12 protein-coding genes are annotated in these 14,685 nt (G+C 63.9%); 7 read left to right on the top strand and 5 right to left on the bottom strand.

All coding sequences use genetic code 11. The features are described 5' to 3' along the window. The first annotated feature begins 192 nt into the window (after window positions 1-192). The 5 genes from argF (at window position 193) to NTV05_13315 (ending at window position 5,699) form a co-directional block, all read left to right on the top strand. The gene (gene argF, locus NTV05_13295; GenBank protein MCX6545370.1) at window positions 193-1,110 is read left to right on the top strand and encodes an ornithine carbamoyltransferase; all 918 of its coding nucleotides are present in this window, start codon (window positions 193-195) and stop codon (window positions 1,108-1,110) included. A 7-nt stretch (window positions 1,111-1,117) separates the two neighbouring features. After that, window positions 1,118-2,059 carry a carbamate kinase gene (gene arcC / locus NTV05_13300; protein MCX6545371.1) on the top strand — a complete coding sequence of 314 codons (942 nt, stop codon included), beginning with the start codon at window positions 1,118-1,120 and terminating at the stop codon, window positions 2,057-2,059. 30 nt (window positions 2,060-2,089) lie between these two features. Then, window positions 2,090-3,004, top strand: coding sequence for an aspartate carbamoyltransferase (gene pyrB / locus NTV05_13305; GenBank protein ID MCX6545372.1), 915 nt, complete (start codon window positions 2,090-2,092; stop codon window positions 3,002-3,004). A 155-nt stretch (window positions 3,005-3,159) separates the two neighbouring features. Beyond that, window positions 3,160-4,365, top strand: a complete 1,206-nt coding sequence (rocD, locus tag NTV05_13310; protein ID MCX6545373.1) for an ornithine--oxo-acid transaminase — start codon at window positions 3,160-3,162, stop codon at window positions 4,363-4,365. A 5-nt stretch (window positions 4,366-4,370) separates the two neighbouring features. Beyond that, a complete protein-coding gene (locus tag NTV05_13315) occupies window positions 4,371-5,699 on the top strand; it encodes a cyclic 2,3-diphosphoglycerate synthase (protein ID MCX6545374.1) in 1,329 nt (442 codons plus the stop codon). 183 nt (window positions 5,700-5,882) lie between these two features. Here the strand turns inward: NTV05_13315 and NTV05_13320 are convergent, their stop codons facing one another. The 4 genes from NTV05_13320 to NTV05_13335 form a co-directional block, all read right to left on the bottom strand. Then, on the bottom strand, window positions 5,883-8,084 hold the full coding sequence (locus tag NTV05_13320; protein MCX6545375.1) for a TonB-dependent receptor: 2,202 nt from the start codon (window positions 8,082-8,084) through the stop codon (window positions 5,883-5,885). Between the two features lie 121 nt (window positions 8,085-8,205). Further along, window positions 8,206-9,306, bottom strand: a complete 1,101-nt coding sequence (gene serC / locus NTV05_13325; protein MCX6545376.1) for a 3-phosphoserine/phosphohydroxythreonine transaminase — start codon at window positions 9,304-9,306, stop codon at window positions 8,206-8,208. A gap of 172 nt (window positions 9,307-9,478) precedes the next feature. Beyond that, entirely contained in the window at window positions 9,479-10,744 is a 1,266-nt protein-coding gene (locus NTV05_13330; GenBank protein ID MCX6545377.1) for an NAD(P)-binding domain-containing protein, read from the bottom strand. Window positions 10,745-10,866: 122 nt separating this feature from the next. Next, window positions 10,867-12,084: a DUF1015 family protein gene (locus tag NTV05_13335; protein ID MCX6545378.1), complete on the bottom strand. Its 1,218-nt coding sequence runs from the start codon at window positions 12,082-12,084 to the stop codon at window positions 10,867-10,869. A 724-nt stretch (window positions 12,085-12,808) separates the two neighbouring features. On the opposite strand from NTV05_13335, the gene NTV05_13340 reads away from it, so the two are divergent. Both NTV05_13340 and NTV05_13345 read left to right on the top strand, forming a co-directional pair. After that, on the top strand, window positions 12,809-13,399 hold the full coding sequence (locus tag NTV05_13340) for a hypothetical protein (protein MCX6545379.1): 591 nt from the start codon (window positions 12,809-12,811) through the stop codon (window positions 13,397-13,399). Further along, window positions 13,396-14,235 carry a DUF3037 domain-containing protein gene (locus NTV05_13345; GenBank protein MCX6545380.1) on the top strand — a complete coding sequence of 280 codons (840 nt, stop codon included), beginning with the start codon at window positions 13,396-13,398 and terminating at the stop codon, window positions 14,233-14,235. Before NTV05_13340 ends, NTV05_13345 begins: the two co-directional genes overlap by 4 nt. Window positions 14,236-14,378: 143 nt before the next feature. Here NTV05_13345 and NTV05_13350 read toward each other — a convergent pair. Continuing rightward, the coding region (locus NTV05_13350) for a transposase (GenBank protein MCX6545381.1) at window positions 14,379-14,685 on the bottom strand (307 nt) is incomplete at its 5' end.

Consider the following 14,685-nt stretch of genomic DNA (forward strand, 5'->3'; position numbering starts at 1 on the left):
GCGGAGTCGAAGGGTGCCCGCTAACTTGGCTTCGCAGCCTGCCTCAAGGTAGAATCCCCGGGTGCCGGGTGTGACCCCGGTTTCTCTCGCCTCGCCCGTCCCCCGTCGCCGTTCCTGAGACGAGACGGCTTGTCGGCCCGACACGCTGGCTACCTGAACAAGACGATTGCCTGTTCATCGTGGAGACATGCCATGCGCGTGAAGGACTTTCTGACGATTCGCGATTTCGACAGCACCGAGCTGGTGCACCTGCTCGATCTCGCCCGCGACATCAAGGCCGACCCAGGCCGGTTCGCCGAATCTCTCAAGGGCAAGACGCTCGCCCTCATCTTCGAGAAACCCTCGCTTCGGACGCGCGTGAGCTTCGACGTGGGCATCCAGCAGTTGGGCGGGTACTCGGTCTACCTGTCGCCCGCCGAGATCAACCTGGGCAAGCGCGAGTCGATCTACGACGTCGCCAAGAATCTCGAGCGGATGGTGCAGGGCATCATGATCCGGACCTTCGGCCACGACATCGTGGACAAGATGGCGGAGTATGCGAGCATCCCGATTATCAACGGCCTCACCGACTTCAGCCATCCGTGCCAGGCCATGGCGGATTTCCTGACCATCACTGAAATCAAGGGGTCGCTCGCGGGGCTCAAGCTTGCCTACGTCGGCGATGGCAACAACGTGTCGAACTCGCTGATGTTCGCGGCCGCGCGGTTCGGCGTCCACATCGCGATTGGCGCGCCTGCCGGTTACCAGCCGACCCACGAGGTGACGGCGTGGACGCGCACCGAGGGCGCAAAGACCGGATCGACCTGCCTCATCACCGAGGATCCGGCCGAAGCCGTCGCGGATGCCGACGTCGTGTACACAGATACCTGGGCAAGTATGGGCCAGGAATCCGAGGCCTACGCGCGCAAGGCGGTCTTCCGGCCGTATCAGGTGAATGGGTCGCTGTTCGCCAAGGCCAAGCCGGACGCCATCTTCATGCACTGCCTGCCCGCGCATCGGGGGGATGAAGTGACCGACGAGGTCATCGACTCGCCGCGCTCGGTGGTGTTCCAGGAAGCCGAGAATCGCCTGCATGCGCAGAAGGCAATCATGCTCGAACTGATGAAGTAGGTGCCGGGTGGCTCAGACCGCAGTGGTGGCCGTCGGCGGGAACTCGCTCATCCGCTCGGGTGAGAAGGGCACCATTGCGGAACAATTCGCCAACGCACGACGGACGGCGGAAGCGATTGTCCAGATCATCCGCCTGGGCTTTCACCTCGTCGTCACACACGGGAACGGCCCGCAAGTCGGCGCCGCGCTGCTGCGGTCCGAGCGGTCGGCCGACCACGTCTATACTCACCCGCTCGATGTCTGCGATGCGACCACCCAGGGGGAAATCGGATACCTGCTGCAGCAATCGCTGCAAGGGGCACTGGCCGACGCGGGCTTGACCACGCCAGTCGCGACCGTGCTGACGCAGGTTGTGGTGTCGCCGGGCGATCCGGCCATGGAGCGGCCGACCAAGCCCATCGGTCCGTTCTACTCGGCGCGGGAAGCGGAGATTCGGCATCAGCAGTTCGGCTGGCACATCGTCGAAGATGCGGCCCGAGGGTACCGGCGGGTCGTGCCGTCGCCTGAGCCGATCGAAATCGTCGAGGAGGACGTCATCCGGCGGCTGATTGACACCGGCGTCCTGGTGGTCGCGGTGGGCGGCGGCGGGATTCCCGTGATACGGGTCGGGCGCGGGTTGCGTGGCATAGAGGCGGTCATCGACAAGGATCGGGCGTCGGCGCTGCTGGCGTCACGGCTGCGGTCGGACCTGTTCATCATCTCGACGGATGCCGAACGCGTCTGCCTGAACTACAAGAAGGCCGATCAGAGACCGCTCGGTCGAGTCACCGCGGATGAGCTCGCCAGGTACCATGCGGAGGGACATTTCCCGCCTGGTAACATGGGGCCCAAGGTCGAATCGGCACTCCGTTTTCTGCGGAGCGGGGGGCAGGAAGTAATCATCACGTCCGGCGAGCGGCTTCTCGATGCGGTTCGGGGAGACGCGGGGACGCATGTGGTGCGAGGTTAGGGGCGAGAAACTGACGGCAGGCAGGTGTTTATGAAGCTTGAACACGTCCTCGAGTCCCAGCAGTTCACCGTCCCGCTCCTGATGGAGCTGTTCGATCGGACGCGCCAGATGGAGCGCCTGGTCGCGCGGGGAGGCACCCGCGATTATGCGGACAAGATCATGGCGTCGCTCTTCTACGAGCCGTCCACGCGCACACGGTTTTCGTTCGAGGCCGCCATGTGCCGTCTCGGCGGCCGCGTGCTGTCGACTGAGCACGCGCGGGCGTTTTCGTCGGAGATTGAAGGGGAGCAGCTCGAAGACACGATTCGGACCATCTCGTCGTTTTCCGACGTGATCGTGCTGCGGCCCACCGAAGAAGGCGGGGCGCGGCGGGCGGCACGCGTGTCGAGCGTGCCCATCATCAACGCGGGTGACGGCAGCAGCGGTCAGCACCCGACGCAGGCGCTGCTCGATCTCTATACGATCTACCGCGAGCGGCGGTCGCTCGACGGCCTGACGATTGCGATTGTCGGCGAGCTGGACGGCGGCCGGACCGCGCGGTCGCTCGCCTATCTCTTGAGCAAGTTCGACCGGGTCAAGATTTACTTTGTCAGTCCGCCCGAGCTGCAGATGCGCCCGGACATTCTGGCGCACCTCGACGAGCACGACGTCTGGTACAGCATGCTCCACGACGTCGACTCGATCGCTGGCGACGTGGATGTGATCTACCAGACACGCATTCGTCCGGACCGTGTATCGGATCGCGCGGCGCTCTCCCGCTACACGATCGACGCCAGGCTGCTGCGGAAGATGAAGCCGGATGCCATGATTCTGCATCCACTGCCACGGACGGTCGAGATCGCCAAGGAAGTCGATGATGACCCAAGGGCGTTGTATTTCAAGCAGGCGGCCAATGGCCTGGTTGTCAGGATGGCGCTGCTGACGCTGCTCTGGGATCAGGAGTAGGAGACGACTGATGCTGACGCCCCGAAACCAGCGGCCGGAAGACCATTAGCCCTCGCACGTTGAACATCCGGGGCCACTCCCTGGCGCAGCTCCTCGGCGGTGCTGCTCTCAGGGCCAGACCTTCACGCGATGGATCGGTATTTCAGAGGTGCTTTATGGAGAAAACAACCGCTCGCAGTCAGGCATTTATCGATGTCGAAGAGCAGTACGGCGCGCACAACTACCATCCGCTCGACGTCGTCATCGAGCGGGCCGAAGGGGTATGGGTGTACGACGTGGACGGCAAGCGCTACCTGGATTGTCTGGCCGCCTACTCGGCGGTCAACCAGGGTCACTGCCACCCGCGCATCATGCAGGCGATGCTGGAGCAGGCAAAACGCGTCACATTGACGTCGCGCGCATTCCGCAACGATCAACTTCCTCTGCTCTTCAAGGAACTGCACGACCTCACGGGCATGGACATGTCGCTGCCCATGAACTCCGGCGCCGAGGCGGTCGAGACGGCGCTCAAGGCCGCGCGGAAGTGGGGCTACACGGTCAAGGGCATCCCGGCCGGCAAGGCCGAGATCATCACCTGCCAGGGTAACTTCCACGGGCGCACGATCAGCATCATCAGCTTCTCGACCGAGGCCCAGTACAAGGAGAGCTTCGGCCCGCTGACGCCCGGATTCGTCACGGTCCCTTATGGCGACGCGGCGGCGCTCGAAGCGGCCATCACGCCGAATACAGCAGCGTTCCTCGTGGAGCCCATCCAGGGCGAATCCGGAATCGTCCTGCCGCCCGCAGGGTTCCTCAAGAAGGCCGCGGACCTCTGTAAGCGGCACAACGTGCTGTTGATTGCCGACGAGATCCAGTCCGGGCTCGGCCGCACCGGCAAGCTCTTCGCACACCAGTGGGAGGAGATTGAGCCCGACATGGTGATCATCGCCAAGGCCCTGTCGGGCGGCTTCTACCCGATCTCGGCGGTCCTGTCGCGGCGCGAAGTACTGGGGGTCTTCAAGCCCGGCGATCACGGCAGCACGTTTGGCGGCAACCCGCTGGCCTGCGCGGTGGCGCGCGCGGCCATCAGGGTGCTGGTCGACGAGAAGCTGGTCGAACGGTCCGCCGAACTTGGCGCGTATTTCCTCGGGAAGCTCCACACGCTCAAGAGCCCGATCATCAAGGAGGTCCGCGGACGCGGGCTGTGGATTGGCGTCGAGTTGACCGTCGCCGCCCGCCCGTACTGCGAGCGCCTGATGGAAGAGGGCATGCTCTGCAAGGAAACGCACGACCACGTTATCCGCCTGGCGCCGCCGCTGGTCATCACACGCGAAGAAATCGACTGGGCATTCGACCGCCTCAAGAAGGTTATTGAAGGTTAACAACGATGAAACGTATCCGCACCGTCATCATGGGCGCCGCCGGGCGCGATTTCCACAATTTCAACGTCGTCTACCGCAACGACGCTCGTTACGAGGTCGTCGCGTTCACCGCCACGCAGATTCCAAATATTGACGGCCGTCGCTATCCCGCGTCGCTCGCCGGCAAGCACTATCCGAAGGGCATCCCGATTCTGGCCGAGAAGGACCTCGAGTCCATCATCCGCGAGCACAACGTCAACGAAGTCGTCTTCGCGTACAGCGACGTGCCTTACGCCTACGTCATGGGGCGCGGATCGATCGCGAACGCGGCCGGCGCCAGCTTCAAGATCCTGGGCGCGGCGGAGACGATGCTCAAGAGCAGGAAGCCTGTCATTTCCGTGTGCGCCGTCCGCACGGGATCCGGCAAGAGCCAGACCACTCGCCGCATCGCGGGCATCCTCCGGGAGCACGGCCTGAAGGTCGCCGCCATCAGACACCCGATGCCGTACGGGAATCTGGAGAAGCAGCGGGTCCAGCGCTTCGGGTCCATTGCCGATCTGAAGAAGCACAAGTGCACGATTGAGGAAATCGAAGAGTACGAGCCGCACATCGTCGGCGGCACCATCATTTACGCCGGCGTGGACTACGGCGACATCCTCGCGCAGGCACAGGCCGAGGCCGATGTCATCCTCTGGGACGGCGGGAACAACGACACGCCCTTCTACAAACCGGATCTGCACATCGTTGTTGCCGATCCGCTGCGGGTCGGCAACGAGTTGCTCTATCATCCGAGCGAAACCAACCTGCGAATCGCGGATGTCGTCATCATCAACAAGGTGGACACCGCCGATTTGGACGCCATCAACCGGCTGCGGCAGAACATCCGCCGGGTCAACGGCCGGGCCCTCATCATCGAGGCGGCGTCCCCCATCGTTGTCGATCACGCCGAGCGCATCACGGGCAAGCGCGTCCTCGTCGTTGAGGACGGCCCGACACTGACGCACGGCGAGATGAAGTTTGGCGCGGGGGTGGTGGCGGCGGGTAAGTTCGGTGCCGCAGAGATTGTGGACCCGCGACCCTGGACCGTGGGGACCATTACGGCCACGTTCAAGAAGTACCCGGGGATTGGCACCTTGCTGCCCGCGATGGGCTACGGCGACAAGCAGGTCAAGGATCTCGAAACGACGATCAACAAGGTGCCCTGCGACACGGTCATCATCGGCACGCCGATTGATCTGAACCGCCTCATTACGATCAGAAAGCCGACCGTGCGGGTGCGCTACGAGCTGCAGGAAATCGGCAAACCCGACCTGATGGATGTATTGAAACCGTTTCTCAAGAAACGGAAGCGCTGAGTCTGCGCCGCCGCAGGGGCACGGCGCGCGTTCGTATCTCGCGGTCCCCGTAGGGGCGCGGCATGCCGTGCCCTGACTGGATCCGCCAGTCGACCGACGACCGTCCCGCCGGGTCGCCGGGTCGCCGAAGATCATGAAGGGGCCGGCATGGCGCTGGCCCCCTTCTTCTGTCGGGGTCCAACACTAGAATCGGGCGGTCGCGGTCAGCACGGCGCTGATACCTGGCGCCGGGATTGCGCGCGAGTCGGGGCTCACGGGGTACTGCTGGTCGAGCAGGTTGCGCACGTTTAGATTGAGATCGATCCGCTTCGTCAGCGTGACGCCGCCGATCACATCCACGAGCGTGTAGCCCGGCATGCGCACCTCGGTCGGGCCCGGCCGGTCGTCCACGCCATAAAAAGCGCCCCGCACGTGCACGAATCCCCGCGACGACACGGGCCGCCGCAGGCCCAGTGTGAACGTTGCCGGCGGCACGTCGTCCAGCGCCGTGCTGTCGTCAAGGGCCAGGCCCCGCGTCACCGTCCCGGTAACTTCGAGCGACATCTGCCACCCGAGCCTGGCCTGAGCCTCGACTTCGATCCCGCGGATGCGGGCTCGGCCGCGGTTGCGGAAGAAGAAGAAGTCTGTCGCGGTCTGGTACCGCTCGATCAGGTCGGTGATGCGGTACTGGAACCCGAACAGGCCCAGCCGGATGCGGGACGCCGTGTACCGGATTCCTCCGTCGAACTGGATGCTGCGCTCCGGATCGAGATCGGGGTTGCCCGTGATGAATCCCCGGCCGGTCGGGCCGCGGTAGTAGCGGTCAGACACGGTCGGATCGCGGAAACCGCTGCCGACCTGGCCCGTGAAGGTGACGCCGGCCCAGGGGCCGATGCTCAGCGACCCGCTGCCAGACAACGCGCCGCGCGAGGTGGCGTGGTCTCCGAAGTAGCCCCCGAGGTTCCGCGACGTCACGTAGTCACCCCTGACGCCGGCGGCCGCGGTGACCTTCGGGCCCAACGCCGCCTCAACGGTCGCGTATGTCCCGCCGTTGGTCCGTCGCGCCGCCGCGATCGAGACATTCTCCACGTCGCTCGCGACGTCGCCGGCCACGGTGTAGTTGGTGACGGTGTCGACGGCGTGGACATCGAACCGCCCGTTTACATCGACGCCGGCTTCGAATCGCGCGGGGCTGAACAGGCGCTCGCCGGACGCGCGGACCTGGAAGTCTTTCGCCTGATAATCGGCCCTCTCCAGCGTCCGCCCGCGGGTGGCCGTCGCAAACCGATCCTGATCGGTCACCTGGCGGTAGCTGCCCACGAAGGTGTTGATCGAGATACGCTCAAAGCCGCCGACCTTTCGGAGATCGTAGGTCCCCGTGAAGCGATGCGAATCCTCAACGGGATAATAGAACCGCACCGTCGTCGAGTTGTTGCGCGGGCGGCCTACATCGGTGCCGAAGTCGCTCTGCCACGCCGCCCCGAGGATTCCCTTCCCGATTTCGTACTCTCCACGCGCCAGGAACCCGCGGTCGGTCGCGCCGGAGTTGTAGATTTCGCCAGCTGGGCTCCGGTAGTCGTCGAAGTCGCGGTAATGGGCCTGGAATGTCAGGCCGCCCTTGCCGAGCCCTTTGGAGATCTCAGCGCCAATTCGCTGCTGCGGCGAGCCCGCGCCCAGCGCGCCCACCACGCGGGCAGCCAGGGGTGACGCGGGATCGATGCGGCGCGTACGGGCGTGAATCACACCTCCGAACGCGTCGGACCCATACGCCACAGACCCCGGCCCTCTGGCGACCTCGATGCCATCGAGCACAAACGGGTCGAGAAACGTCGCGCTCGGCCCGACCCGTCGGTCGCTGGTGACGCGCGCGCCGTCGATCATAATCAGCGTCCGCCCACGCGCCATGCCGCGAATCGCCGGAACGGCGGCATGACCCTCGGAGACGGTCGATACACCGGCCACGCTTTCCAGGGCCTGTGTCAGGTTGGCGGGTTGACGGTTCTGGATCTCTTGCGATGGCAGAAACGCGGTGGCACTGGCCAGCGTGGTTTCTATGTCGGGCGCGGCGCCGGCGGTTACCGTGACGGTCTCGTCAACAATCGCCGAAATCCGGATGTCGAGCTTCCCGTCAGTTGGAATCTTCTCGATCAAAACGGGTTTGGTGAAACGCTCGCCGGGCAGAATGACCAGAACTTCGAATGGTGGAGTCGGGTCCGGTTTCCAGGAAAAGCGGCCGTCGGCGTCCGTGTAAACGGTGCCAGGGCGCCCGAGAATGGTCACTTCGGCCCGGGCAATCGGCTGACCGGTCCGGGCATCGATGACACGCCCATCAATCGCATATGCCGGCGCGCTGATCCAGACAAACGCGAGACACAACCACGCCACGCAGGTTCGCCGCTTGTTCATGCCAAATCTCGCGCCATCATCTTCGTCCGCGTCGCAAGGGCACGGCATGCCGTGCCCCTACGCCTTCATTCGGGCTTCCTGCTTCTGATGCGGGCGCGATGAATCGCGCCCCTACAGGACCCTATCCATTCTTCTTCTCGAACTCCTGCATGAACTGGACGAGGGCGGTGACGCCTGCCTCGGGAAACGCGTTGTAGATCGACGCGCGCATGCCGCCGACCGACCGGTGGCCCTTGAGGCCGTCGAGCCCGGCCGCCTTCGCTTCCTTGGCGAACTTCGCCTCGAGTTCCTCGTTCGGAAGCCTGAACGTCACGTTCATGAGCGACCGGCAGTCCTTCTGGGCGTGACCCTTGTAGTAGCCGGTCCGATCGATCTCGGCGTAGAGCCTGGCCGCCTTCCGCTCGTTGATCGCGTGGATGCCGGGCAGGCCGCCAATCGACAGCAGCCACTTCATCACGAGCCCCATGATGTAGATGGCGAAACACGGCGGCGTGTTGTACATCGACGTGTTGTCCGCGTGGATCGCATAGTTCAGCATCGTCGGCAGCCTGGGGTCGTCGACGCGCTTCTTGAGCCACTCGTCCTTGACGATGACGACCACCACGCCGGCGGGCCCGATGTTCTTCTGAGCGCCGGCGTAGATCAACGTGTGCCTGGGCACATCGATCGGGCGGCTGAACATGTCGGACGACGTGTCGCACACCAGTGGCACGCTTCCCGTCTCGGGAACGTACTTGAATTCGACGCCGTGAATGGTCTCGTTCGACGTGAACGACACGAACGCGGCGGCGGGATCGAGCTTGAGCTCGCTCTGTGCCGGCACGTGGTTGAACTTTGTGGCCTCGCCCGTGTAGGCAATCTTGACGCCGGCGACTTTCTTCGCTTCCTTCACGGATTTCTGTGACCACGCGCCGGTGACGATGTAGTCGGCCGATCCGTCGCGGGGCAGGAAGTTGAGCGGCACCATGGAGAACTGCAGGCTCGCGCCGCCGGGCAGAAAGAGCACCTTGTAGTCGTCCGGCACGCCCGCAAGCTTGCGGATGTCGGCTTCGGTCTGCTGGAGCACGCCCTCGAAGAACTTGCCCCGATGGCTCATTTCGAGAATCGACATCCCGACGCCTGGCATGCTGACCAGATCCCGCTGGGCCTCTTCGAGGACCGGCAGCGGGAGGACGGCCGGGCCGGCCGCGAAGTTGAATACACGCGCTGTTGTTGTCGCCATGATTGCTTCCTCCAGAAGACGATCCGGTCCGCGTGTTATGCGGGCCGCGTTTGTCAGTGCTTCGACTCGTAATTACGGTTGCGTATTCTCGCGAGATGATTGGGTCACAACGCTCGCTCAGCACTAAGTCCCGATGGAACAGGTTCGTCGCCGAACCTGTAAATCGGCAGACTTAGCCTATTGCCACCACGTGCACGTCCAGCACGTCAGGGTTGCCCGCCTTGATCCGCGCGATCACATCCGCCGGCGGCTCCCCGTCGACGTTGAGCCTTGCGATGGCTGCCTCGGCGTCGGCGAAGATGATGTTTTCGGTCTCCTCGACATTGAGCCCGGCTTCGCGCAGCAAATCGAACACGTGCGCCAGCACGCCCGGGCGATCCTTCTGCCGGACGACCAGGACATGCGTCGCCGGCGTCTTGCGGGCGAGGTTGATCACGTTGGGGACGCGGCCCGTCTGCGTGAAGACCGTGATGATGTGCACAGTTTCGGCGGCAATCGCCTCCTGCGCCTGGTCGGTCGACGCCCCGATATGGTGCGTGCCGTACACGTTGGGCAGCTGTATCAGCGGATCGAGGAAGTCGCCCGACGGGGTGGCCGGTTCCTTGCCGTACACGTCGATCGCCACGTGCAGGTTCCGCTCCTTGACCGCGGCCTCGAGCGCCTTGTAGTCGACCACCTCGCCACGCGCCGTGTTCACGAAGAACGAGCCGGGCTTCAACTGGCCGAGCACGTCCGCGTTGACGACGCCCCGTGTCTTGTCGTTGAGCGCGAGATGCACGCTCAGGATGTCGCAGTGCGCGGCGACTTCGGCCGGCGTCTCGCAGACGCGCACGCTCGGCTCCATCGGGGCGCCAGCGGCAGGACGGAGGCGCATGAGGACCGGCAGGTCGACCGGCAGCCCATCCTTGCCGACCTCGATGCCAAGCTCGCTCCAGATGGCCAGCTTCATCCCGAAGGCCTGGGCGCGCTTGGCCATCTCCTGCCCGATGCTGCCGAAGCCCAGCAGGCCGAGCGTCCGGCCATGAAGGCCCCGCGCCTTCGAGAATTCCTTCTTGTTCCACTTGCCCGCGCGCAACTCGGCCACGTTGTCGGGAATGCGCCGATCGAGCGACAGAATCAGGCCAAAGGCCAGTTCCGCGACAGCGATGGAGTTGCGGCCTGGGCAGTTGGATACATAGATGCCTCGTCGCGATGCCGCTTTGACATCAATCGTGTCGAAGCCCGCCCCGGCGCGGACGACAAGCGAGAGAGCGCTCGCCTCGAGAATCGGTTCGGGCACTTTCGTTGACCGCACGACCAGCACGTCGGCTTTCGTCGCGGCCAACGCCTCGCCAAGCGCCGCGTCTTTCAGATCCGGCTGATAGAGAACCTCCACGCCAAGCGCCTGCAGGGCATCGAGACCGCTCTTCTCGAATTTGTCGGCAATCAGTACTTTCATCGCGTACCTCTCTGGACCCCGTATGCCACCCCGACGCGGCAGCCGCGTTGGGGGCCCCGGGGCTTCCGCCGGGGTGACGAACAACTCGTGTTACTGCGCAGGATGAAGGCCACGGCAGGTTTCTATATCGTGTGAATCAGCAGCGCGTCCCGCAGCTTCGGCTCGAACCATGTGGACTTGGGCGGCATAATCCCGCCCGCGTCGGCAATGCTCATCAAGTCCGTGACGCTCACCGGGAACAGCGAAAACGCCACCGCCGCCTTGCCTGAGGCCACAAGTTTCTCGAGCTCGGCCGTGCCGCGAATGCCGCCGACAAAATCAATGCGCTTGTCGGTCCGCACGTCCGCGACCTTCAGCACCGGGTCGAGCAGGTGCTCCTGCAGGATGCTGACATCGAGACGGCTGATCACATCGGATCCGGCGCGGGCGCCGACATCGAGCGTGTACCACTTGCCGGCGACGAGCATCGCCACATCGCCCTTCTTCGCGGGTGTCGCCGGGCCGCCGTCGCGCACGGCAAACCTCGCCTTGACGGCCTGGAGAAACGCGTCGGGCGTCAGACCCGCGAGATCCTTGACCGTGCGGTTGTACGGAAGGATCTGGGTCTGGTTGTCTGGGAATGCCACCGCGAGGAACCAATCGGCCTCGACGACACCGTCGCGGCCGATCTCCCGTCCGATCGTCTTTCGCGCCCGGGCGGCGCTGGCTGCCCGATGATGCCCGTCCGCGATGTAGACCGCCGGGAGCGCACGAAATGCCTCGACGACCTGAGTCAGGTCGGCGCCGGTCACCTTCCACACTGTGTGGCTGATGCCATCGGGCGCCACCAGGTCGTAGAGCGGCGCGGTCGCAGCCACGCGGGCAGCCACGGCGTCCACCGCGGCCGATGCCCTGTAGGTCAGGAACACCGGGCCGGTCTGGGCGCGCAGTTCGGTGATGTGGCGCGTGCGATCGTCTTCCTTGTCGCGCCTGGTCCGCTCGTGCTTCTTCACCAGCTCCGCGTCGTACTCATCGACCGAATAGCACGCCGCCAGGCCGGTCTGCGTATGGGATCCCATGCGCAGCCGGTAGAAGTACACGGCGGGAATGCCTTCCTCGACCATGTGCGGCCGCATGCGCGCGAACCGCTCGGCAGCCGTTCGATACACGATGTCCGCGTACGGATTCGTGTCGGGAGGCAGATCGATCTCGGCGCGGGAGACGTGCAGGAAGCTGAGGTCGTTGCCTGACGCGAGCGCGCGCGCTTCCTCGGTGTTGACCACATCGTACGGCACGGCCGCGATGCGCGAGGCGAGCGAGGGCTCGGGCCTCAGGGCTCGGAAGGGTCGGATGACAGCCATGTGATCTCGCGATCTGCAGCATCGCGTCCCCACATGGGCGCGATGCCGCCTGAAGAAAAAGGAAGGGGCCTGTACTCATGTCCCGGCCGATGGTGAGCGGTCCGCAACCGTCCGCTCGTCGAGCCGGAACCACACGTGCTCCCGGGATGCCCCGCGAACGGCACCCCCGTCTGACTAGTGAAGCAAGAAGCGGCCCGGGTGTCAACTGTCTGGAGTCAGGGCCATGGAGGGCGGAGGGAGGGACGAATCCCTGGGATCGCCGGGCTCCCCGGCTTCGCTCGTTGAGCTTCGTCGAGGTCTCGCCGTAGCGCTCCGACGCCGAGGTGGACAGCGCGGCCCGCGTCCAAGCGGCGATGGAGCGTCGCGGTCCCAGGAAGATGCCATGATGACACCCACGGAAGCTGTAACGTGGCGATCTCGGGGGACATATCTGACGCGGCCAACGGGGAGACAAACCGCCCGCGCCGTCGAGTCGTTTCTCTGCCTGGCGGGCTGATCCGACGTAGTATTGGCGGCGAATATGGAAGAGACATGGGAGGCCGTCCGATTCGAGAGGGTCCAGCCGAAGGGGCGGACCAAACCGCTCCTGTTGGAGTGTGCGCGAGACGCCGAGAAGGGTGAAGAGCGCGTCAGGTTCATTGTGAAAGCACTCGGATTGCCGGAGATACACGAGGCGTCCCTATGTCAGGAGTTGTTGGGCTGCAGGTTAGCCAGGCTGTTCGGGATGGCTGCGCCGATGGCTGGCCTGGTAAACATCTCGACTGAATTTCTTGCCGCCATAGCTGTGGATGTGCAGCAAGGTGGCGTCAGTCCATCCGCGGGTTTGGCCGTCGGCGTTGAATTGGTTCCCAACCTGCAAGTGTTCCCCGCATCGCCGGGGCTGACACTGGATGAGGTCACGGAAGCTGCCAGGATCTACCTGTTTGACATGATCAGCCAGAACGCTGACCGGCGACCCGAAAGTCCCAATTGTGGCAGAGCCGACGGCAGGATTGTGCCGTTCGATTTCGAAAACGCGTTCAGTTTCAGACTCGCGATACTCAAGTCGGATCCATGGCGTATCAGCGGACTGACCTTCGCCAATAAGCACCTGTTCTTTCACTCCTTGCAGGAGCACGGTTCCGAGGTCAAATGGGGCGACGTGTTTGCTCCCTTCGAATCCGTTCCTGCCGGGGCGGTTGCCAACACATGTGGTACGATTTCAGCAGCGTGGCACGCCATTGGTGCTGCAATCCACGCCCACTTCGAGGCCGTCTTCGCTCACTGGCTAGAGTTCAAGCGGGAAGTTTTCGCCACTCTCGGGGTGTCGCCATGACGAAACATGCCTATTCGTACGTCGTTCTTCGCTACGGGCCGGATCCCGGCGCGGGAGAAGGCCTCAACATTGGTGTCGTCGTGTACAGCCAGCAGGTCAGGTTTCTTCGACTCCTGGTTGACTCCCACTACGAGCGGCTGTCGCAGGCGTTCGCGGGATTCGACGGGCTCACATTTCGCAGGGCTGTGGCCAACATTGTGATTGTCTTCAGGGCTGCCGAAAGAACCTTCCGGGAGAGTCCGCTCTTCGTAAGCGATCGGTCCTTCGTCGAGTGGTTGACCACGCTCATGCCCGACACCGGCGCAGCCCTGTCGTTTACACCGGCCCGACACGGCATCACGAGCGATCTCGATCACGAAATCACCGTGTTGTTCGACCGGATGGTCGAATCCCAGAAGGCCCATGCCGATGAGAGACCGCGGCGCGACGACGGTCAGGTGTGGAGGGAGTGCGTGGGCAAACTGTCCAACGTAGTGTCCGGCCAGATGACGAGGAAGTCATTCGCGACGTCGAGCGTGAAGGTTGACTTCGATCACGCCGTGAAGAACGGCCGTTGGCATGTTGTTCAGCCGCTGTCGATGGACTTCAAGCGCGCTGAGTCGTTGCAGCGAAAGGCGTCCCAGTGGGTCGGCACGGCCGTGGGCTTACACGAGGCGGCGGACTTGGGCACGATCATCTTTCTGATGGGTAGACCATCGTCAGGAAGTCGCAAGGCGTACGAGCGTGCGAAGGCGTTGCTCAACCAGGTGCCCGTCGACCACCAGATCATCGAAGAGCAGGAGACTGATAAGTTGAACCGCTCCTTGCTGGCCTTGCTCGAGCAGCACCACGAATAGCGGCGGCTGCTGATCCTGGCGATCCATCAGGGTAAGACCAAGAAAGCGAACGACGCGCTGACCTTTCACTGTTCTCCAGAACTGACCCGTTCTTTGAAGCTCCGCATAACGAGCTAATGACCGCTGCATAAAGAATGGCACTGTCAGCGCAAAAAAGGGGGAAGGGCCGAGTGGGTAATGCAGCCTCGGAGGTTGCGACGGTGGGCACGAATGGTCTGCAAGGAGTCGATCACGGCGACCATCAGCTCCGGGAGATCATGCGCCTGGCCATTCGCGAGTCGTTGCTTGGCCAACTTCCAGACGCCCTCGTGGGGGTTGAACTCTGGCGCATAGGCCGGGAAGCGTCGCAGGTGCATCCTCGTGGTGCGCGCGCACAGCTCCGGTACGAGCTTGCCTCGATGGGGATTTCCGCCGTCCCACAAGACGACGATGTGCCCGCGGATCTGCCGG

The sequence above is a fragment of the Acidobacteriota bacterium genome, from assembly GCA_026393755.1.
Lineage (GTDB): Bacteria > Acidobacteriota > Vicinamibacteria > Vicinamibacterales > JAKQTR01 > JBAXOX01.

Bases quoted from the DNA above. Each gene is read 5' to 3' on its own strand.
- NTV05_13340 (MCX6545379.1), top strand. From the start codon at position 12,809: ATGGCTGCGCCGATGGCTGGCCTGGTAAACATCTCGACTGAATTTCTT.
- NTV05_13320 (MCX6545375.1), bottom strand. From the start codon at position 8,084: ATGAACAAGCGGCGAACCTGCGTGGCGTGGTTGTGTCTCGCGTTTGTC.
- NTV05_13330 (MCX6545377.1), bottom strand. From the start codon at position 10,744: ATGAAAGTACTGATTGCCGACAAATTCGAGAAGAGCGGTCTCGATGCC.
- rocD (MCX6545373.1), top strand. From the start codon at position 3,160: ATGGAGAAAACAACCGCTCGCAGTCAGGCATTTATCGATGTCGAAGAG.
- NTV05_13345 (MCX6545380.1), top strand. From the start codon at position 13,396: ATGACGAAACATGCCTATTCGTACGTCGTTCTTCGCTACGGGCCGGAT.
- argF (MCX6545370.1), top strand. From the start codon at position 193: ATGCGCGTGAAGGACTTTCTGACGATTCGCGATTTCGACAGCACCGAG.
- serC (MCX6545376.1), bottom strand. From the start codon at position 9,306: ATGGCGACAACAACAGCGCGTGTATTCAACTTCGCGGCCGGCCCGGCC.
- NTV05_13335 (MCX6545378.1), bottom strand. From the start codon at position 12,084: ATGGCTGTCATCCGACCCTTCCGAGCCCTGAGGCCCGAGCCCTCGCTC.
- NTV05_13315 (MCX6545374.1), top strand. From the start codon at position 4,371: ATGAAACGTATCCGCACCGTCATCATGGGCGCCGCCGGGCGCGATTTC.
- pyrB (MCX6545372.1), top strand. From the start codon at position 2,090: ATGAAGCTTGAACACGTCCTCGAGTCCCAGCAGTTCACCGTCCCGCTC.